The organism is Polaribacter sp. KT25b, from assembly GCF_900105145.1.
GTDB lineage: Bacteria > Bacteroidota > Bacteroidia > Flavobacteriales > Flavobacteriaceae > Polaribacter.
Window position 1 is genome coordinate 2,625,771 of sequence record NZ_LT629752.1, and the last position, 16,875, is coordinate 2,642,645.

The 16,875-nt window shown below is 29.4% G+C and carries 17 protein-coding genes; 9 read left to right on the forward strand and 8 right to left on the reverse strand.

The window, feature by feature from the left end:
• The first annotated feature begins 2 nt into the window (after positions 1-2).
• From BLT70_RS11340 to BLT70_RS11360, 5 genes are all read left to right on the forward strand, one after another.
• Positions 3-1,124, forward strand: coding sequence for a GTP cyclohydrolase (locus BLT70_RS11340; RefSeq protein ID WP_091894488.1), 1,122 nt, complete (start codon positions 3-5; stop codon positions 1,122-1,124).
• A 64-nt stretch (positions 1,125-1,188) separates the two neighbouring features.
• Entirely contained in the window at positions 1,189-1,896 is a 708-nt protein-coding gene (locus tag BLT70_RS11345; RefSeq protein WP_091894490.1) for a 16S rRNA (uracil(1498)-N(3))-methyltransferase, read from the forward strand.
• 44 nt (positions 1,897-1,940) lie between these two features.
• Positions 1,941-2,582: a DUF4159 domain-containing protein gene (locus BLT70_RS11350; protein ID WP_091894492.1), complete on the forward strand. Its 642-nt coding sequence runs from the start codon at positions 1,941-1,943 to the stop codon at positions 2,580-2,582.
• A 113-nt stretch (positions 2,583-2,695) separates the two neighbouring features.
• A complete protein-coding gene (locus BLT70_RS11355) occupies positions 2,696-3,604 on the forward strand; it encodes a bile acid:sodium symporter family protein (RefSeq protein WP_091894494.1) in 909 nt (302 codons plus the stop codon).
• Between the two features lie 4 nt (positions 3,605-3,608).
• On the forward strand, positions 3,609-4,700 hold the full coding sequence (locus BLT70_RS11360) for a lysophospholipid acyltransferase family protein (protein ID WP_091894496.1): 1,092 nt from the start codon (positions 3,609-3,611) through the stop codon (positions 4,698-4,700).
• A gap of 58 nt (positions 4,701-4,758) precedes the next feature.
• On the opposite strand, the gene BLT70_RS11365 is transcribed toward BLT70_RS11360, so the two are convergent.
• From BLT70_RS11365 to BLT70_RS11380, 4 genes are all read right to left on the reverse strand, one after another.
• Positions 4,759-7,677: a glycoside hydrolase family 3 N-terminal domain-containing protein gene (locus tag BLT70_RS11365; RefSeq protein ID WP_091894498.1), complete on the reverse strand. Its 2,919-nt coding sequence runs from the start codon at positions 7,675-7,677 to the stop codon at positions 4,759-4,761.
• Positions 7,678-7,814: 137 nt separating this feature from the next.
• Positions 7,815-8,300, reverse strand: coding sequence for an ABC transporter ATPase (locus BLT70_RS11370; protein WP_091894500.1), 486 nt, complete (start codon positions 8,298-8,300; stop codon positions 7,815-7,817).
• Between the two features lie 96 nt (positions 8,301-8,396).
• Entirely contained in the window at positions 8,397-9,224 is an 828-nt protein-coding gene (locus BLT70_RS11375; protein ID WP_091894502.1) for a 3'-5' exonuclease, read from the reverse strand.
• A 101-nt stretch (positions 9,225-9,325) separates the two neighbouring features.
• Positions 9,326-10,183, reverse strand: coding sequence for a PPK2 family polyphosphate kinase (locus BLT70_RS11380; protein ID WP_172824412.1), 858 nt, complete (start codon positions 10,181-10,183; stop codon positions 9,326-9,328).
• Between the two features lie 161 nt (positions 10,184-10,344).
• Between BLT70_RS11380 and BLT70_RS17240 the strand changes: the two genes are divergently transcribed.
• Together BLT70_RS17240 and BLT70_RS11385 are read left to right on the forward strand one after the other, a co-directional pair.
• Positions 10,345-10,518, forward strand: a complete 174-nt coding sequence (locus BLT70_RS17240; protein WP_172824413.1) for a hypothetical protein — start codon at positions 10,345-10,347, stop codon at positions 10,516-10,518.
• Entirely contained in the window at positions 10,508-11,284 is a 777-nt protein-coding gene (locus tag BLT70_RS11385; RefSeq protein WP_091894506.1) for an SGNH/GDSL hydrolase family protein, read from the forward strand. Before BLT70_RS17240 ends, BLT70_RS11385 begins: the two co-directional genes overlap by 11 nt.
• 54 nt (positions 11,285-11,338) lie before the next feature.
• Here the strand turns inward: BLT70_RS11385 and BLT70_RS11390 are convergent, their stop codons facing one another.
• From BLT70_RS11390 to BLT70_RS11400, 3 genes are all read right to left on the reverse strand, one after another.
• On the reverse strand, positions 11,339-11,596 hold the full coding sequence (locus tag BLT70_RS11390) for a hypothetical protein (protein WP_091894508.1): 258 nt from the start codon (positions 11,594-11,596) through the stop codon (positions 11,339-11,341).
• Positions 11,597-11,598: 2 nt separating this feature from the next.
• Positions 11,599-11,907 carry a co-chaperone YbbN gene (locus BLT70_RS11395; protein WP_091894510.1) on the reverse strand — a complete coding sequence of 103 codons (309 nt, stop codon included), beginning with the start codon at positions 11,905-11,907 and terminating at the stop codon, positions 11,599-11,601.
• A 94-nt stretch (positions 11,908-12,001) separates the two neighbouring features.
• On the reverse strand, positions 12,002-12,643 hold the full coding sequence (locus BLT70_RS11400; protein WP_091894512.1) for a peroxiredoxin: 642 nt from the start codon (positions 12,641-12,643) through the stop codon (positions 12,002-12,004).
• Positions 12,644-12,939: 296 nt separating this feature from the next.
• Here BLT70_RS11400 and katG point away from each other — a divergent pair, with 296 nt between their 5' ends.
• The gene (katG, locus tag BLT70_RS11405; protein ID WP_091894514.1) at positions 12,940-15,114 is read left to right on the forward strand and encodes a catalase/peroxidase HPI; all 2,175 of its coding nucleotides are present in this window, start codon (positions 12,940-12,942) and stop codon (positions 15,112-15,114) included.
• 64 nt (positions 15,115-15,178) lie between these two features.
• The gene (locus BLT70_RS11410) at positions 15,179-15,679 is read left to right on the forward strand and encodes an ankyrin repeat domain-containing protein (RefSeq protein ID WP_091894516.1); all 501 of its coding nucleotides are present in this window, start codon (positions 15,179-15,181) and stop codon (positions 15,677-15,679) included.
• On the opposite strand, the gene BLT70_RS11415 is transcribed toward BLT70_RS11410, so the two are convergent.
• On the reverse strand, positions 15,657-16,820 hold the full coding sequence (locus BLT70_RS11415) for a sigma-54 dependent transcriptional regulator (RefSeq protein WP_091894518.1): 1,164 nt from the start codon (positions 16,818-16,820) through the stop codon (positions 15,657-15,659). The two genes, BLT70_RS11410 and BLT70_RS11415, sit on opposite strands and share 23 nt — an antisense overlap.
• Between the last annotated feature and the right edge of the window lie 55 nt (positions 16,821-16,875).

Sequence of the window (16,875 nt, forward strand, 5' to 3'; positions counted from 1 at the left end):
TTATGATAACCTTAAAACAAGTTACTAACAACCTAGAAATGAAACGTTTTGTATTGTTTCCTTTCAATCTTTATAGAAAAAACAAATTTTGGGTTCCACCAATAATTAAAGAAGAAGTAGATAATTTTAACCCTAAAAAAAATCCTGTTTTTAAAAATGCTGATGCACAGTTCTTTTTAGCTTACAAAAACAAGAAAATTGTTGGAAGAGTTGCTGCAATTATAAACTGGTCTGAAGTAAATAACCAAAATATAAAAAAAATTCGTTTTGGATGGTTTGATATGATTGATGACCTTGAAGTTAGTAAAACATTATTAGACAAAGTAAGAGAAATTGGTCGCCACAATAACCTTGAATTTATGGAAGGCCCTGTAGGTTTTAACAATTTAGATAAAACAGGTGTTTTAGTTGAAGGTTTTGACCAATTAGGCACAATGATTACTTGGTATAATCATCCTTATTATAAAGATCATTTAGAGCAATTAGGTTTTGTAAAAGAAAAAGAATATCTAGAAAATAAGTTTAAATTTCAAAATGTAGATGCAGCTTATTACAATAGAGTAAGTAAAATTTTAAAATCTCGTTTTAAATTAAAAGCATTAGACTTTAAAAAAACTAAAGATATATTACCGTTGGTAGATGAAATGTTTGATGTTTTTGACAAAACCTACTCTAAACTCTCTACATATGTACCAATTTCTCAAGAGCAAATAACTTATTTTAAGAAAAAATATATCACTTTCATCAATCCAGAATATATAAAATTTGTGATGGATGAAAATGATAAATTAATTGCGTTTGCAATTGTAATGCCTTCTTTTTCAACAGCATTACAAAAAGCCAGAGGAAAACTATTTCCTTTAGGAGTATTAAGAATGCTAAAAGCTAAAAGACAAGCAAAAGACGTTACTTTTTATTTAATTGGTGTTCATCCAGATTATCAAAACAAAGGCGTTACTGCTATTATTTTTGATCAATACACAAAAACTTTCACTAAAAAAGGAATTGTAAATTGCATTAGAACTCCAGAACTAGAAGATAATGAAGCTATAAAAAAGATTTGGGCAGATTTTAATCCTGTAACTCATAAAAGAAGAAGAACATACAGAAAAAATATTTCTTAGTTTAATTGATTTATTTTTTGATATTAAAACCTCACTTTGAACTTTAAACATAGAACTTACAAGTATGCAACTTTTTTACAATGCTGATATTACTAAAAATACCACACAATTAACTTTTGATAAAATTGAAAGTAAACATATTGTGCGGGTTTTAAGAAAAAAAGAAAGTGACATTTTACATATTACAAATGGATTAGGTTTTTTGTTCGAAGCCAAAATTACAGTTGCAAGTGATAAAAAATGTATTGCAGAAATTATTTCTGTTGAAGAAAAACCAAAACCTTGGCAATACTATTTGCACATCGCAATTGCACCAACAAAGTTAAACGACAGAATGGAATGGTTTTTAGAAAAAGCCACAGAAATTGGTATTGATGAAATTACACCAATTATTTGCAATAATTCTGAAAGAAGAATTGTAAAACTTGAGCGATTTGAAAAAATAATTCAATCTGCTATGAAACAATCTTTGAAGTTTACGCTCCCCCAAATTAATAAACCTGTAAAATTTAATGATTTTATAAACCAAGATTTTGAGGGAACACTTTGTATTGCACATTGTGAAGATCAAGAGAAGAACTTATTAAAATCAGTTGTAAATCCATCAGAAAAAACAACTATTTTGATTGGTCCAGAAGGCGATTTTTCTATTCAAGAAATTACAAAAGCTTTAGAAAAAAATTGGATTCCAATTTCTTTAGGAGAAAGTAGATTAAGAACAGAAACTGCTGGTTTAGTTGCTGTACAAAACGTGTCTTTTATCAATCAATAAAATCATTTTTACTATCTTGCTTCAAATTCATTTCAATTATATTTATGAAGCAGTTTTTATTCTTATTAGTATTTTCAATCTTTCTTACTACAAACGCTCAAGACGTTGCTATTTTAAAATACAATGGTGGTGGAGATTGGTATGCAAACCCAACTGCTATTCCTAATTTGGTTGCCTTTGCAAATGCGAATATAAAAACCAATATTTCTAAAAATCCACAAACAGTTAGTGCAGAAAGCGAAGATATTTTTAGCTTTCCAATTGTGTTTATGACAGGTCATGGAAATGTTTTATTTTCTGATGAAGAAGCTACAAACCTAAAAAATTATTTAATTTCTGGCGGATTTTTACATATTTCTGATAATTATGGTTTAGATAAATATATAAGACCTGAACTTAAAAAAATATTTCCAGCATTAGAATTACAAGAAATCCCAAGCAATCATCCTATTTATAATCAGACTTTTAAATTTCCAGAAGGAATACCCAAAATTCACGAACATGATAAAAAACCAGCACAAGGTTTTGGTTTATTTTATGAAGGTAGATTACTTATTTTTTATGATTATGAAACAGATTTAAGTGATGGTTGGGAAGATGAAATTATTCATAATAACCCTAAAGAAGTGCGAGAAAAAGCCTTAAAAATGGGCTCAAATATTATTGAATATGCTTTTAAAAATTAAATTCTGATGAATTCACGTAATTAAATTAATATCTAAATGTCTGGTCGAGCGCAGTCGAGACCTAAATAATTAACCTCTCGTCTGTGCTTGAGATATTTGTAAACTAAAACAACATGCAAAACGAAATTGATATAGATTCCATAAAAATAAATTTTGATAGTAGCGGTTTATGGGTTTTAAATATTGCCATTGCAATTATAATGTTTGGTGTTGCTTTAGGTATTACTATTGATGATTTTAAACGATTATTAAAAAATCCTAAAATATTAATGGTTGGCGTTTTATCGCAATTTATTCTGTTGCCAGCTTTTACTTTTTTGGCAATTTTAATTATTAAACCTCACCCAAGTTTTGCTTTAGGAATGATGATGATTGCAGCTTGTCCTGGAGGAAATGTGTCTAACTTTTTTAGTAAAATGGCTGGAGGAAATGCAGCACTTTCTGTAAGTCTAACTGCTTTTGCAACGTTAATCTGTATTTTTATGACGCCTTTTAATTTACAGTTTTGGGGAAGTCTTTATGAACCAACAAACGAAATTTTAAAAACAGTTTCTTTAAATCCTTTTGATTTATTTAAACTGGTTTCTTTAATATTAGGAATTCCGTTAATTTTAGGAATGCTCATTAAACATTATCATGCTGAGATGGCAGATAAAATAGAAAAAGTTTTAAAACCATTATCAATGCTGGTTTTTATCATCTTAATTTTTGTTGCATTTTCACAAAATTTAGATGTTTTTATGAATCATATTCACCATGTTTTATTTTTAGTTATTTTTCATAATATTTTTGCATTTATTCTTGGTTATTTCACCGCTAAAAGCTTTGGACTAAATAAACAAGATTGCAAAACAATTTCTATGGAAACAGGAATACAAAATGGCGGTTTAGGTTTACTTTTAATCTTTGGTTTTTTTGGTGGTTTAGGCGGAATGGCTTTATTAGCTGCCTTTTGGGGAATTTGGGATGTGTTTTCTGGAATGATTTTGGCAACGTATTGGGGAAGAAAAGCGAAATTATAAAGGTATGTTGCAAAAAATTTGGTATCACTTTTTTAGACTTTTAGTAAAAACAGGAGTATTTTTTTACAGCAAAAAAATACGAGTTTCTGGTGCTAAAAATATTCCTAAAAAAGGTGCCGTTTTGTTTTGTGCAAATCACCCAGATGGTTTACTTGACCCTTTAATGATTACCACAAATTGCCCAAGAGTAAGTCATTATTTAGTAAGAGCTGCTGCTTTTAACAATCCTCTTATCAAAAAGTTTTTAGAAAGTTTAAACCTAATGCCAATTTACAGAATTAGAGACGGCATTAGTGAAGTTGGAAAAAATAAAGAAATTTTTGAAAACTGTTTTGAGCTTTTTAAAAAAGGCGAAACTTTATTAATTTATCCTGAAGCTAGCCACAATAGAAAACGAACAATTAGACCTTTAAGCAAAGGATTTACAAGAATTGTTTTTGGCGCTTTAGATAAATATCCTGATTTAAAAATTACAATTATTCCTGTAGGATTAACGTATCAAAATGCTTCTTTTTATCCTTCGAAAGTGGCTATAAATTATGGAAAACCAATTGCTGTTGATGAATTCTATACTATAAATGAGCTCAATGTATCTATCAATAGTTTAAAAAATGAAGTTAGTAATCAGTTAAAAAAACTGAGTGTTCATATTACTGATGATGAAAATTACGATTCAACATTAACTCAACTTAACAATCTAAATGTAGATTTTACGAATGTTGATTTCGTAAACAAAATGATTGCTAAAAATAGTTTTACTGATAAAAATAAAAGACGAACAAACTTCCTAAAACCGCTATATTACATTATTCTTTTAAACAGTATTTTTCCTGTCTTGATTTGGAAAAAAATTGTTAAAAAAATTGATGAAGCTGAATTTATAGATACTTTTAGATTTGCTATAAACTTAGTTCTTTTCCCTGTTTTTTATGGTTTACAAACTTGGATTATTTGGTTGTTTTTCAATTGGAAAATTGCAATTTCTTATTTACTAATTTCTCTTTTATTAATTTTAGTGTATTCTAAGTTTTCGCCAACAAATACTGAAAATGAGGAGTATTTAACAAAGCTGGCAAAAAGACTTAGCCCAGATTGAAACGGCATCCTTTTTTGAGGTACGAAAAAAAGATATAGTGGAAAGCTGGAAATAGCTTCTAATCTAAAATTGCATCTTGAATTGTTTGCTGAATTTTTGTACGAATATTACTTCTTATCAAACCTCTATTATTTGCGTGTGGATACACTCTATTTGACAGAAAAACATAGACAATTCCGCTTTTTGGATCTGCCCAAGTATACGTACCAGTAAAACCAGAATGCCCAAAACTTTCATCGGAAACACAACCACAAGTTGCTTTTACTTTTGGATCTAATTCTGGTTTATCAAAACCTAAACCTCTACGTACTTTTTCATCAGAATAATAACGATGATTAAACTTATCAACCGTTTCTTCTTTTAAATAACGTCTGCCGCCATAAAAGCCTTTTTGTAAATACATTTGCATAATTTTTGCAACATCATTTGCATTTGCAAACAAACCTGCATGACCGCCAACTCCACCCATCATTGCAGCTCCCATATCGTGCACATAACCATGTACTAATTGATTTCTGTAATAATCGTCTATTTCTGTTGGTATAATTTCTGATTTATTAAATTTTTCAAGAGGTAAATACGTCATTCTATCTGCGCCTAAAGATTTGTAAAACCCTTCATCAACCAATTTATTTAAAGGTTTATGATACGCAGTTTCTAATGCTTCTTTAAAAATATAATACCCAAGATCGCTATATTTATATCCTTTTTTAGTTCTTTGATCTGCATCTTTAATATACTTGTAAATACTATCTTTATAAAACTTATTTATAAATAAATGATCTGCAACTTTTACGTCGTAATTTGTAGATTTTACATTTCTATAAAATATTGGTAAATTTTTATGTGTTGAGCTGTCTTGCGTTTCTTTATAAAAAGGAATCCAAGCTTTTAAATTACCATAATGTGAAAGAATTTCCATTACAGAAACTGCCGATTTATTAGAGTTTTTAAAACTTGGTAAAATATCTTTTACGCTAGCTGATAGAGGAATTACGTCCTCTTCTTCTGCTTTCATAATTAAAGGTAAAGAAGCTAAAATTTTGGTTAATGAAGCTAAATCATACACATCAGAATTTTTGACTTTTAATGATTTTTCATCAGTATGATGTCCGTAGCTTTTTTGAAAAACTACTTTACCATTTCTGGCTACCAAAACTTGAAATCCTGGCGCCATTTTATCTTTTAAAATAGTATCTGCAAATTTGTCTATCAAAGCTAATTTTTTTGATGATAAATTTGCCTCTTCAGGAATCGTATATTCAAACCTTCCCAAACTATACGTTTGTAAACCAGCACCTAATTTAAATTCATCACCAATTGAAACTGGTAATTTTCCTTTTGCTTCAAATGCTCCAAAAATTAGTTGTGCAGACAATTCTTGTGCTATTTTACTATTCTGATAAGAAACGATTACACTTCTTATATTTTTAAAAGTTTTAATTTGTAATAAACTATACGGACTTGTAAAAACATCTAAAATAACATTCTTTTCTCTAGCAATTTCTTGTAACCAAACCAACTCTTTTTGAGTAAACTTATAACTTTTCCAAGGATGTAAATTAGATTTATGAAAACCTACAATTACATGGCTATAAGGTTTTAATTTTAGCATTAAAGCATCTAAGTTTTTATCAGAAATTTCATCAATTTTTGTGTAATTTTTAAGCATTTCTAAAAAATATTCTCCAGAATCATCTCCTAAATTTACATACGCTATTTTCTTATCTTCTAAATTTGAAAAAGGAATATTCTGTTTAGAATCTTTTAAAATAGTCAATGAATTTTTTACCAATTTTCTGTGTAACAATTCATCTTCAACTGTATTTAAATCTTCTTGTAAATTTTCTAAAACTACAGGTTTATACTTATTTAAACCCATCCAATATTTAGCTTTTAAAATTTTACGAACAGAAAAATCTAATCGCTCTAAACTCAATGTTTTTAATGCAATCGCTTTTTTAATCAAGTCTGTTGTTGCTGGCACATTTTGCGGAATTAACAATAAGTCATTTCCTGCTTGAATTGCTGCTAAATCTATCTCTGCAGAAGTTGCATAATTGGCAGCACCTTTCATATTTAAGCCATCCGTAATAATTAAACCATTAAAACCTAATTCTTGTTTTAATAAATTTGTAACCACATTTTTAGATAATGAAGTTGGCAAAGCGGCGTTCGGTTCTAAACTTGGTATACTTAAATGCGCCGTCATTACACTCCCAATTCCTGCATCAAAAATCTTTCTATAAGGATATAATTCAATAGAATCTAAACGTGCTTTATCAAAATTTAAAACTGGCAATGTATGATGAGAATCCGTAGCTGTATCGCCATGACCTGGAAAATGTTTTGCATTTGCCATCACGCCGTATTTTTGCATTCCTTGTGTAAAAGCAATTGCTTTTTGCGTTACATTTTCTTTACTTTCGCCAAAAGAACGATTACCAATAATAGGATTATCAGGATTTGTATTAATATCTACAACAGGAGCAAAATTAATATGAATTCCCAATCGTTTACAATGTTTTCCTAAATGTTCTCCAAATTCTTTAATTAAAGAATCGTCTTGAATTGCCCCTAAAGTCATATTCCAAGGAAAACGATATGTATTTTGCAAACGCATATCCAAACCCCATTCGCCATCAAAACCAATCATTAAAGGAAGCTTAGAAACTGCTTGATATTTGTTATTTAATGCTGCTTGTTTTTCTGGAGTTCCTTGCATAAAAATTAAATTACCAACATGATATTTTGTAATCATTTCAGTAATAAAATCTTCATGTTTTTTATCTAAATTAGAATACGCTTGCACCATAAATAACTGACCAATTTTTTCGTCAATCGTCATATTATTTATAATAGAATCTACCCAAATTTCTTGGGCTTCAAAATCTTTGGTTCTTAAAGGATCTACCGTTTGAGCAGATAAATTAAACACAAGACTTACTAAAAAGATAAGTATGAACTCTTTTTTCATTTTTTATTATAACTATTTTTTTGGGCGTTTTAACAGGCTTTCCATTGTATCTTTTTTTCGTACCTCAAAAAAGGATGCCATTTCAATCCTTAACGCAGCTTATTTGTTAACTTATTTTTGTAATCTAAAAACAATTTTTATACCAAAAATCGTTTGTGCCAACTTTGATTTGCAGGAATTTCCCAATTGTTTTCAAAGTCTTCTTTAGTATTTACCATGTTATTAAAAACAATGGTTTCTGAAGTTATTTTTTGCTCTTTTGCAAACTTTTGAAAATCGGTTAATTTTAATAAATTTATATTGTCGCCATCTTTATAAGTAACGTTCATTTTATTCATTAAATCTAACTGAAATTCGTTTTCTAATTGCTGTACAAAACGCACAGAACTATCAATAGAACAGCCAGAAACATTGTTAAAACTTTCATCAACAGCCAACACTAAAAACTGATTGTATTTAATAGTAAATGAGCCTTTTAAATCATCTCCATGTCTAGTCCAAGAATTGATAAATTCTTCTGCTTTTGCTGATATAATTTCAATTTCTTTTTGATTAAATTCTCTTTCAGATTGGTAAATCCAAACACGAGAATTGTTTGGTAAATTTTTATATTCTGTAAACATTTTTTTACACTTTTAGATTGATAGATTGATAGATTCTTAGATTTCTTGCCTTGTTAACTTTTGACAATAGACTTTAGACTTTAGACTTCAAAAAACCTATCGTAAATTAAACTTCTGCTGTAAAGCTTGTAATTTTTCAGCATCAGACATGGTGTCTTTTGGCGCAGACATTCTTACTTTTATTTCTCTTAATACCTTTTTTGTGTATAACGGAAAATCGGCATTCTGAATCCAATTATTATAACCTGGGTTTTCTTTAAACACTTCTTCTACTGTTCTTCCTTTGTATTTTCCGAAAGAAAAAATTTCTTGTTTGTCATCATTCATCAGAATAAAACCAGCAAAATCTGCTCTTTCCCCGTGAGTTGAATATTCACTTAACGTATCAACAGAATTCCCAATATCTCCATATTTATCAACTTGTGCTAACAAAATTTCATAGGTTGCATTCGTGTCTGCTTCTGCTCCATGAGCGCCTTCTAATTCTTTTCCGCAATAAAATTGATATCCTGCACTTAACGTTCTTTGCTCTTTTTTATGAAAAATAACTTGTACATCAATTGCTTTTCTGTTTTTCATATCAAAGTCAATTCCTGCGCGCATTAATTCTTCTGCCAATAAAGGAATATCAAAACGATTTGAATTAAAACCTGCTAAATCAGCATCGCCAATCAGTTCATTTACTTTGTTGGCTAACTCTTTAAAAGTAGGTTCTGAAGCTACTTTTTCGTTTGTAATTCCGTGAATTTCAGATGATTCTTTCGGAATTTCCATTTCTGGATTTACCAACCAAGTTTTACTTTCTTTATTTCCGTTCGGAAACACTTTTAAAATTGATATTTCTACAATTTTATCAGTTGCAATATTTATACCCGTTGTTTCTAAATCGAAAAATACTATTGGTTTTGTTAAGTTTAAGTTCATTATGCTAGTTCTTAATGTTTTTAAAGTTTTAATATTTTTAAAGTTACAATTCTGTTTCCAAAACTTTATAACTTTTAAACTTTCTACTTTAAAACTATTATTTATTCTTTATTCAATTGTGCTTTAAAATCGTCTAATTGTGCTACTAATTTATCAGACAAAGTTGGTTCTTTAAAATTATATTTCTCTAATTCTTTTACTAAAATTTTAGCTAAAATAATTCTTGCAGAATCTTTATCATCCGCAGGAATTACAAACCAAGGAGCATTTTCTTTGGATGTTCTATTCAATAAATCTTCATAACAAAATTGATATTTATCCCACAATTTTCGTTCTTTCAAGTCATCCGCAGAAAATTTCCAATTTTTATCAGGAAGTTCTAATCTTCTTAACAATCTATTTTTTTGCTCTTCTTTTGATAAATTTAAAAAGAATTTTAAAATGATCGTTCCGTTTTTAGCCAAATGATTTTCAAAATCATTAATTCTATCCATTCTATTATGATAAAATTCATCATTTAAATCGTCTAAACTATTTACAGTTGGTATATTTTCTCCAAAAACATATGCTGGATGCACTCTTGTAACCAACACGTTTTCATAATGTGTTCTGTTAAAAACGCCCATTTTTCCTTTTGCCGGCAACGCAATATAATGTCTCCACAAAAAATCGTGTTTTAGCTCTAATTCCGTTGGTACTTTAAAACTATGAACTACAACTCCACGTGCATTTACATCTTTAAAAACCTCTCTAATTAAGCTATCTTTACCAGAAGTATCCATGCCTTGCAAACAAATTAGCGCACTATATTTACCTTCTGCATACATTGCATCTTGTAATTTGCTTAACTTTTTTCTACTTTTTTTAAGGTCTTTTTTTGCGTCTTTCACAACTACTTTTGTAGAAGAATCTTTAAGTGAAATAGCTTCAATAACTTTATATTTGTCTAAACTCATCATCAATCTAATTAAAGTTTAAAGGTAAAAAAAATAGTCTGGTTTCTATGGGTTTTAGCCAAGCATTTATAAGTTAAAGTAATAAATTTATCATAATTTTTAAAATTCTGTAAATCCATTTTTAGCAATAAAATTTCTTAATTTTGCTATATAATAATTAAATAATGCCAAAAAAAGGAAAAGCAAAAAACACTTTAAACAAAGCGAAGCACACAAAGTTAATGAATCAAAAAATTAACAAAGTAAAGCTAGAAAAACAACGAACTAAAGACCGTTTAAAAGCGCTTATAAAAAAAGTAAACGAGCAAAAGAACGAACAAAAAAGTGATGAACTTTAAATATTATTTAGGTGTAATTATTTCCATTCCGCTTTTACCTTTCATGTATTTTCAAGGTAAAAATATCAGAAAAAAAGTACCAAAACTTCCTGAAGCTAAAGAACCAAAAGGTTTTGTAAATGGTGGTTTTAATAAAACCATAAATATTCTTTCTATTGGTGAAAGTACTATTGCTGGAGTTGGTATTGATTTTCATAAAACCGGATTTACAGGAACTTTAGCAAATACACTTTCTACTGAATTAAAAAGCAATATAAATTGGCGCGTTTATGCAAGAAGTGGTTACACAGTAAAACAAGTTTGTGAAAAAATTATTCCTAAAATTAAAGAAACTTCTACAGACATTATAGTTGTTGGAATGGGTGGAAATGATGCATTTACATTAAACTCTCCAAAAAAATGGATTTCTGATATCAATAATTTAATTGATTTATTGCAGCATAAATATCCGAATACGCCTATATTTTTCACAAACATGCCACCAATAAAAGAGTTTCCTGCTTTTACAAAAACTATAAAATTTGTGATTGGAAATCTCGTAGAAATATTAGGCAAAGAGTTGAAGAATAGCATCCAACATAAAGAAAATGTATTTTATTATGATGAAATTATTACCCTAAAAGATTGGAGTAAAAAACATTCTTTATCTAACAGTGATTCTACAATTTATTTTAGTGATGGTGTTCATCCATCAAAATTAACATATCAAATTTGGGGAAAAGAAATAGGCGAATTTATATTGAAAAAATATCCGAAGTCTTTTTAAAAAACAAAAATCCCGAGCATAAACTCAGGATTTTTATTTTAATATTATAGAAAATTATTTATCTATAGAACCTAAAACACGTTTCATAAAAGCATTTAAAGCTTCTTTTTTAGGTGTACCTTCTTTAATCATCTTATCAACTTCTAAAGCGCCATACATATTAGAAATTAACTCGCCAATAACATCTAATTCTTCATCTTTTAAAGACGGAACTTCTGTTAATGCTTCTAGAGTTTCAATGGTTTCTAAAAGATAATCTTGATCATTTTCTTCAATAAAAGAAGTTAAATGTTTTATTACAGGTAGTTTCATAATTAAATAACTTCTTTTACTAAATCTAATAAAACATCAAACTTATTCGTTTGAGTTTGATTTACTAATTTACCATCAACAAATGTTGCAAATGTTGGTAAATTACTAACATCAGCTAATTTTCTACTTTCAGGAAATTTCTCTGCATCTGCAATAACAAAAGAAACCTCTTCATTTTCTGAAGCCAATTTTTTAAATTTTGGTTTCATAATTCTACAGTTTCCACACCAAGTTGCAGAATACTGAACTACAACTTTATTGTTATCAGAAATTATTTCTGATAAATTATCTTGACTTAATTCTTGTAACATAATACTGTAATTTATGTCATTGCGAATGAAATGAAGCAATCTCTAATTTTATTAAAAAGATTACTTCACTATCGCTCTTAATGACTATTTCTAATTAGTGAGAAGCTAAATAAGCTGCTGTTCCTTTTGCATCTGGAGACATTGCATCTTTACCTTCTTCCCAGTTTGCAGGACAAACTTCTCCATGAGATTGTACGTGCGCATACGCATCAATTAAACGTAAAAATTCATTTACATTTCTACCAACTGGCATATGATTAATTCCTTCATGAAAAACAGTTCCTTCTTCATCAATTAAATAGGTAGCTCTATAAGTTACATTATCTCCTTCTACTTGAATTGTTTGTGAAGCTTCATCAAAAGTTTCATCAGTAATATCTAAAATACCTAAAATTGAAGATAAATTTCTATTACTATCTGCTAAAATCGGGTAAGTAACACCTTCAATTCCACCATTATCTTTAGAAGTACTTAACCATGCAAAATGCACTTCTGCAGTATCACAAGACGCACCAATTACAACTGTATTTCTTTTTTCAAATTCTCCTAATGCCGCTTGAAAAGCATGTAATTCTGTTGGACAAACAAATGTAAAATCTTTAGGATACCAAAACAATAACACTTTCTTTTTGTTATTTACTGCTTCTTCTAATACATTTAATTTAAATGTATCTCCCATTTCATTCATTGCATTTACATTTAAATCTGGAAATTTTTTACCTACTGCTGTTGCCATTTTTCTTATATTTATAATTAATATTATTTTATTTTTTTTGCACTACAAATATAGCTATACATGTACTAAAATGAAAAAAAGTTTATGGTAACTTTTTATATTAAAATAAATAAAATCTATACAAAGACACATCTACAATAAACATAAATTATACACTATTAACCATATAAATATCAAAACATAATCAATACACAATCGTTTAAATCTATATTAAAATAAAAACTATAGATAAAAATTATTTAAAAACATATTGTAGTTTTGTCAAAATTAAAATAGATAACATTCAAACATAAATAATGGAAAACTTAAAACACACTTCTGAAGATATCAGTAAATGTCCATTTCATGGAGGCAGCACTACAAATGAAACCTCTAATAATTGGTGGCCAAATTCACTAAATTTAGATATTTTACATCAGCATGACACTAAAGTTAATCCTTTAGGAGAAGAATTCAATTATCATGAAGCACTTAAAAAGTTAGATATAGATACTTTAAAAGAGGATGTAAAAAAATTAATGACAGATAGCCAAGATTGGTGGCCCGCAGATTGGGGACATTATGGAGGTTTAATGATTCGTTTAGCATGGCACTCTGCAGGATCTTATAGACTAAGTGATGGTCGTGGTGGAGGTGGAACAGGAAACCAACGCTTTGCGCCTTTAAACTCTTGGCCAGATAATGCAAGTTTAGATAAAGCTAGACGTTTACTTTGGCCAATTAAAAAGAAATACGGAAATAAATTAAGTTGGGCAGATTTAATCATTTTAGCAGGTACAATTGCATACGAAACTATGGGTTTAAAAACTTATGGATTTGCTTTTGGTAGGAATGATATTTGGCAACCAGAAAAAGATGTGTATTGGGGAGCTGAAAAAGAATGGTTAGCACCTAGCGATGAGCGTTATACAGATATAGAAAATGTAAACACAATGGAAAACCCTTTGGCAGCAGTTCAAATGGGATTAATTTACGTAAATCCAGAAGGTGTCAATGGCAAACCAAACCCAGCAAAAACAGCTTTACATGTTAGAGAAACTTTTGCTCGAATGGCAATGAATGATGAAGAAACTGCTGCTCTTACCGCAGGCGGACATACAGTTGGTAAAGCTCACGGAAATGGAGATGCAAGCAAATTAGGTCCTGAACCAGAAGCTGCTCCTATAGAAAATCAAGGTTTGGGTTGGTCTAACCCAAATAGATCTGGTGTTGGTAGAGATACTGTAACCAGTGGTATTGAAGGTGCTTGGACTACAGAACCTACAAAATGGGATAATGGTTATTTTGATCTTTTATTTGGTTATGAATGGGAACTTACTAAAAGTCCAGCTGGAGCTTGGCAATGGAAACCAATAAACATTAAAGAAGAAGACAAACCTGTTGATGTTGAAGATCCTTCAATTAGACTTGACCCTATGATGACAGATGCTGATATGGCAATGAAAGTTGATCCTATTTATAGAGAAATTTGCGAAAAATTCAAAAATGATCATGCTTATTTTTCTGAAACTTTTGCACGTGCATGGTTTAAATTAACACATAGAGATATGGGACCTAAAGCTAGATATTTTGGACCAGAAACTCCTACAGAAGATTTAATTTGGCAAGACCCAATTCCTGTAGGGAACTCTAATTATGATGTAAACCTTGTAAAAGAAAAAATTGCGAATACAGATTTAAGTATTTCAGAAATGGTTTCTACAGCTTGGGATAGCGCAAGAACTTATAGAGGTTCTGATATGCGTGGTGGAGCAAACGGCGCTCGTATTCGTTTAGCCCCTCAAAAAGATTGGAAAGGAAATGAACCTGAAAGATTACAAAAAGTGCTTTCTATTTTAGAACCAATTGCTACAGAATTTAACATAAGTATTGCAGACACCATTGTTTTAGCTGGTAATATTGGAGTAGAAAAAGCCGCTAAAAATGCTGGTTTTGATATTACAGTTCCTTTTTCTGTAGGTCGTGGTGATGCTACTGATGAAATGACAGATGTAGATTCTTTTGATGTTTTAGAACCTTTAGCTGATGGATTTAGAAACTGGTTAAAACAAGAATATATTGTAAGTGCAGAAGAAATGATGTTAGACAAAACGCAACTATTAGGTTTAACCGCTCCAGAAATGACTGTTTTAATTGGAGGAATGCGTGTAATGGGAACAAATTATGAAGGCTCAAAACATGGTGTTTTTACTGATAATATTGGCGCATTAACGAACGATTTTTTCGTTAATTTAACTGATATGACATATAGTTGGAAACCTCTTGAAAATGGTTTATATGAAATTAGAGATCGCAAAACTAATGCTATTAAATGGTCTGCTACAAGTGTAGATTTAGTTTTTGGATCTAACTCAATATTACGCTCTTATGCAGAAGTTTACGCACAAGATGACAACAAAGAAAAGTTTGTAAAAGACTTTGTAAAAACTTGGGCAAAAGTGATGAACGCAGATCGTTTTGACATCAAATAAATGATACTAAACTAAAAAGGATAAGCTTTTATTACGAAAGCTTATCCTTTTAAAAATAAATTTTATGAATATTTTAAATACTTTTTTCGGTGCAATCCAAAATGTAAATATCAATTTAATAGAAACACTATTAAAAAAATTCCCAAGTTTAGCTAATTCAAAAGATCAAAGAGGGTTTAGCCCTTTAGTTTTTGCTACTTATTTTGATAAAAAAGAAATAGCAGAAACATTAATTAAACACAATGCTAATGTAAACCATAGAGATTCTAAAGGAAATACAGCTTTATTAGGTGTTGCCTTTAAAGGTAATGTAGAAATTGCAGAACTTTTATTAAATAATAACGCAGAAATAAACGCTCAAAATAAATTAGGTTATTCTGCGCTAATTTTTGCAACATTGTATAATCAACCTAAAATGGTAGAATTTTTAATAAAACAAAATGCAGATTTATCTCTAAAAGATATAGAAAATAAAACTGCATTAGATTATGCAAAAGCCAAAGATTTTAAAGAAATTATCACTTTATTAGAAACACAAGAAACTACTTACTTGCAAACAACTTAATATCATTTGCTGATACTTCTTTTTCTCCAAGAATTATCAAACGCTCTACAACATTTCTTAATTCACGAATATTTCCTGTCCAATCGTATTTTTGTAAAAGATTAATTGCTTCTGATGAAAATGCTTTTTTAGGAGTACCTTGTTCTTGTGATATTTTTGCCGTAAAAAAATCTACCAATAAAGGAATATCTTCTCGTCTATCATTTAACGCAGGAACATTTATTAAAATAACCGCTAATCTGTGATATAAATCCTCTCTAAAACGACCTTCTGCAATTTCTGTTTTTAAATCTTTATTAGTTGCAGCAACTACTCTAACATTTACTTTTATATCTTTATCAGAACCAACCCTAGAAATTCTACTTTCTTGCAAAGCACGTAATACTTTTGCTTGCGCAGATAAACTCATGTCACCAATTTCATCTAAGAAAATAGTTCCAGAATTTGCAGCTTCAAACTTACCAGCTCTGTCTTTATTTGCGCCCGTAAAAGAACCTTTAACGTGTCCAAAAAGTTCACTTTCTATTAATTCTGATGGAATGGCAGCACAATTAACTTCAATCATTGGGGCTTTAGAGCGATCTGATTTTTCATGCAACCAATGTGCTACTAATTCTTTTCCTGTTCCGTTTGGTCCAGTAATTAAAACTCTTGCATCAGTAGCTGCTACTTTTTCAATAATGTCTTTAATATGAGAAATGGCAGCACTTTCACCAATCATTTCGTAGTTTTTACTAACTTTTTTCTTTAAACGCTTATTTTCTACAACTAAAACTTTGTTTTCTAAAGCGTTTCTAACAGTATTTAAAAGTCTATTTAAATCTGGCGGTTTTGAGATGTAATCGAAAGCTCCTAAACGCATTGTATTTACAGCAGTGTCTAAATCTCCATGACCAGAAATCATAACAATTGGAATTTCTGATTTTATTTTTTTAGCTTTTTCTAACACTTCAACACCATCCATTTTTGGCATTTTAATATCACATAAAACTAAATCATAGTCGTTATTTTTTATCATTTCTAAACCCATTAATCCATCTTCTGCTTCTTCTACATTATAGGCTTCATTTTCTTCAGAAATTATTTTTTTAAGCACTCTTCTTATCGATGCTTCATCTTCTATTACTAATATCTTACTCATTCTCTTATTTTTCTAAGTTTTAATATTTTAAAGAAAAAAGTTGAAAAAAATCAAC

Bases quoted from the DNA above. Each gene is read 5' to 3' on its own strand.
- BLT70_RS11340 (WP_091894488.1), top strand. From the start codon at position 3: ATGATAACCTTAAAACAAGTTACTAACAACCTAGAAATGAAACGTTTT.
- BLT70_RS11345 (WP_091894490.1), top strand. From the start codon at position 1,189: ATGCAACTTTTTTACAATGCTGATATTACTAAAAATACCACACAATTA.
- BLT70_RS11350 (WP_091894492.1), top strand. From the start codon at position 1,941: ATGAAGCAGTTTTTATTCTTATTAGTATTTTCAATCTTTCTTACTACA.
- BLT70_RS11355 (WP_091894494.1), top strand. From the start codon at position 2,696: ATGCAAAACGAAATTGATATAGATTCCATAAAAATAAATTTTGATAGT.
- BLT70_RS11360 (WP_091894496.1), top strand. From the start codon at position 3,609: ATGTTGCAAAAAATTTGGTATCACTTTTTTAGACTTTTAGTAAAAACA.
- BLT70_RS11365 (WP_091894498.1), bottom strand. From the start codon at position 7,677: ATGAAAAAAGAGTTCATACTTATCTTTTTAGTAAGTCTTGTGTTTAAT.
- BLT70_RS11370 (WP_091894500.1), bottom strand. From the start codon at position 8,300: ATGTTTACAGAATATAAAAATTTACCAAACAATTCTCGTGTTTGGATT.
- BLT70_RS11375 (WP_091894502.1), bottom strand. From the start codon at position 9,224: ATGAACTTAAACTTAACAAAACCAATAGTATTTTTCGATTTAGAAACA.
- BLT70_RS11380 (WP_172824412.1), bottom strand. From the start codon at position 10,183: ATGATGAGTTTAGACAAATATAAAGTTATTGAAGCTATTTCACTTAAA.
- BLT70_RS17240 (WP_172824413.1), top strand. From the start codon at position 10,345: ATGCCAAAAAAAGGAAAAGCAAAAAACACTTTAAACAAAGCGAAGCAC.
- BLT70_RS11385 (WP_091894506.1), top strand. From the start codon at position 10,508: ATGAACTTTAAATATTATTTAGGTGTAATTATTTCCATTCCGCTTTTA.
- BLT70_RS11390 (WP_091894508.1), bottom strand. From the start codon at position 11,596: ATGAAACTACCTGTAATAAAACATTTAACTTCTTTTATTGAAGAAAAT.
- BLT70_RS11395 (WP_091894510.1), bottom strand. From the start codon at position 11,907: ATGTTACAAGAATTAAGTCAAGATAATTTATCAGAAATAATTTCTGAT.
- BLT70_RS11400 (WP_091894512.1), bottom strand. From the start codon at position 12,643: ATGGCAACAGCAGTAGGTAAAAAATTTCCAGATTTAAATGTAAATGCA.
- katG (WP_091894514.1), top strand. From the start codon at position 12,940: ATGGAAAACTTAAAACACACTTCTGAAGATATCAGTAAATGTCCATTT.
- BLT70_RS11410 (WP_091894516.1), top strand. From the start codon at position 15,179: ATGAATATTTTAAATACTTTTTTCGGTGCAATCCAAAATGTAAATATC.
- BLT70_RS11415 (WP_091894518.1), bottom strand. From the start codon at position 16,820: ATGAGTAAGATATTAGTAATAGAAGATGAAGCATCGATAAGAAGAGTG.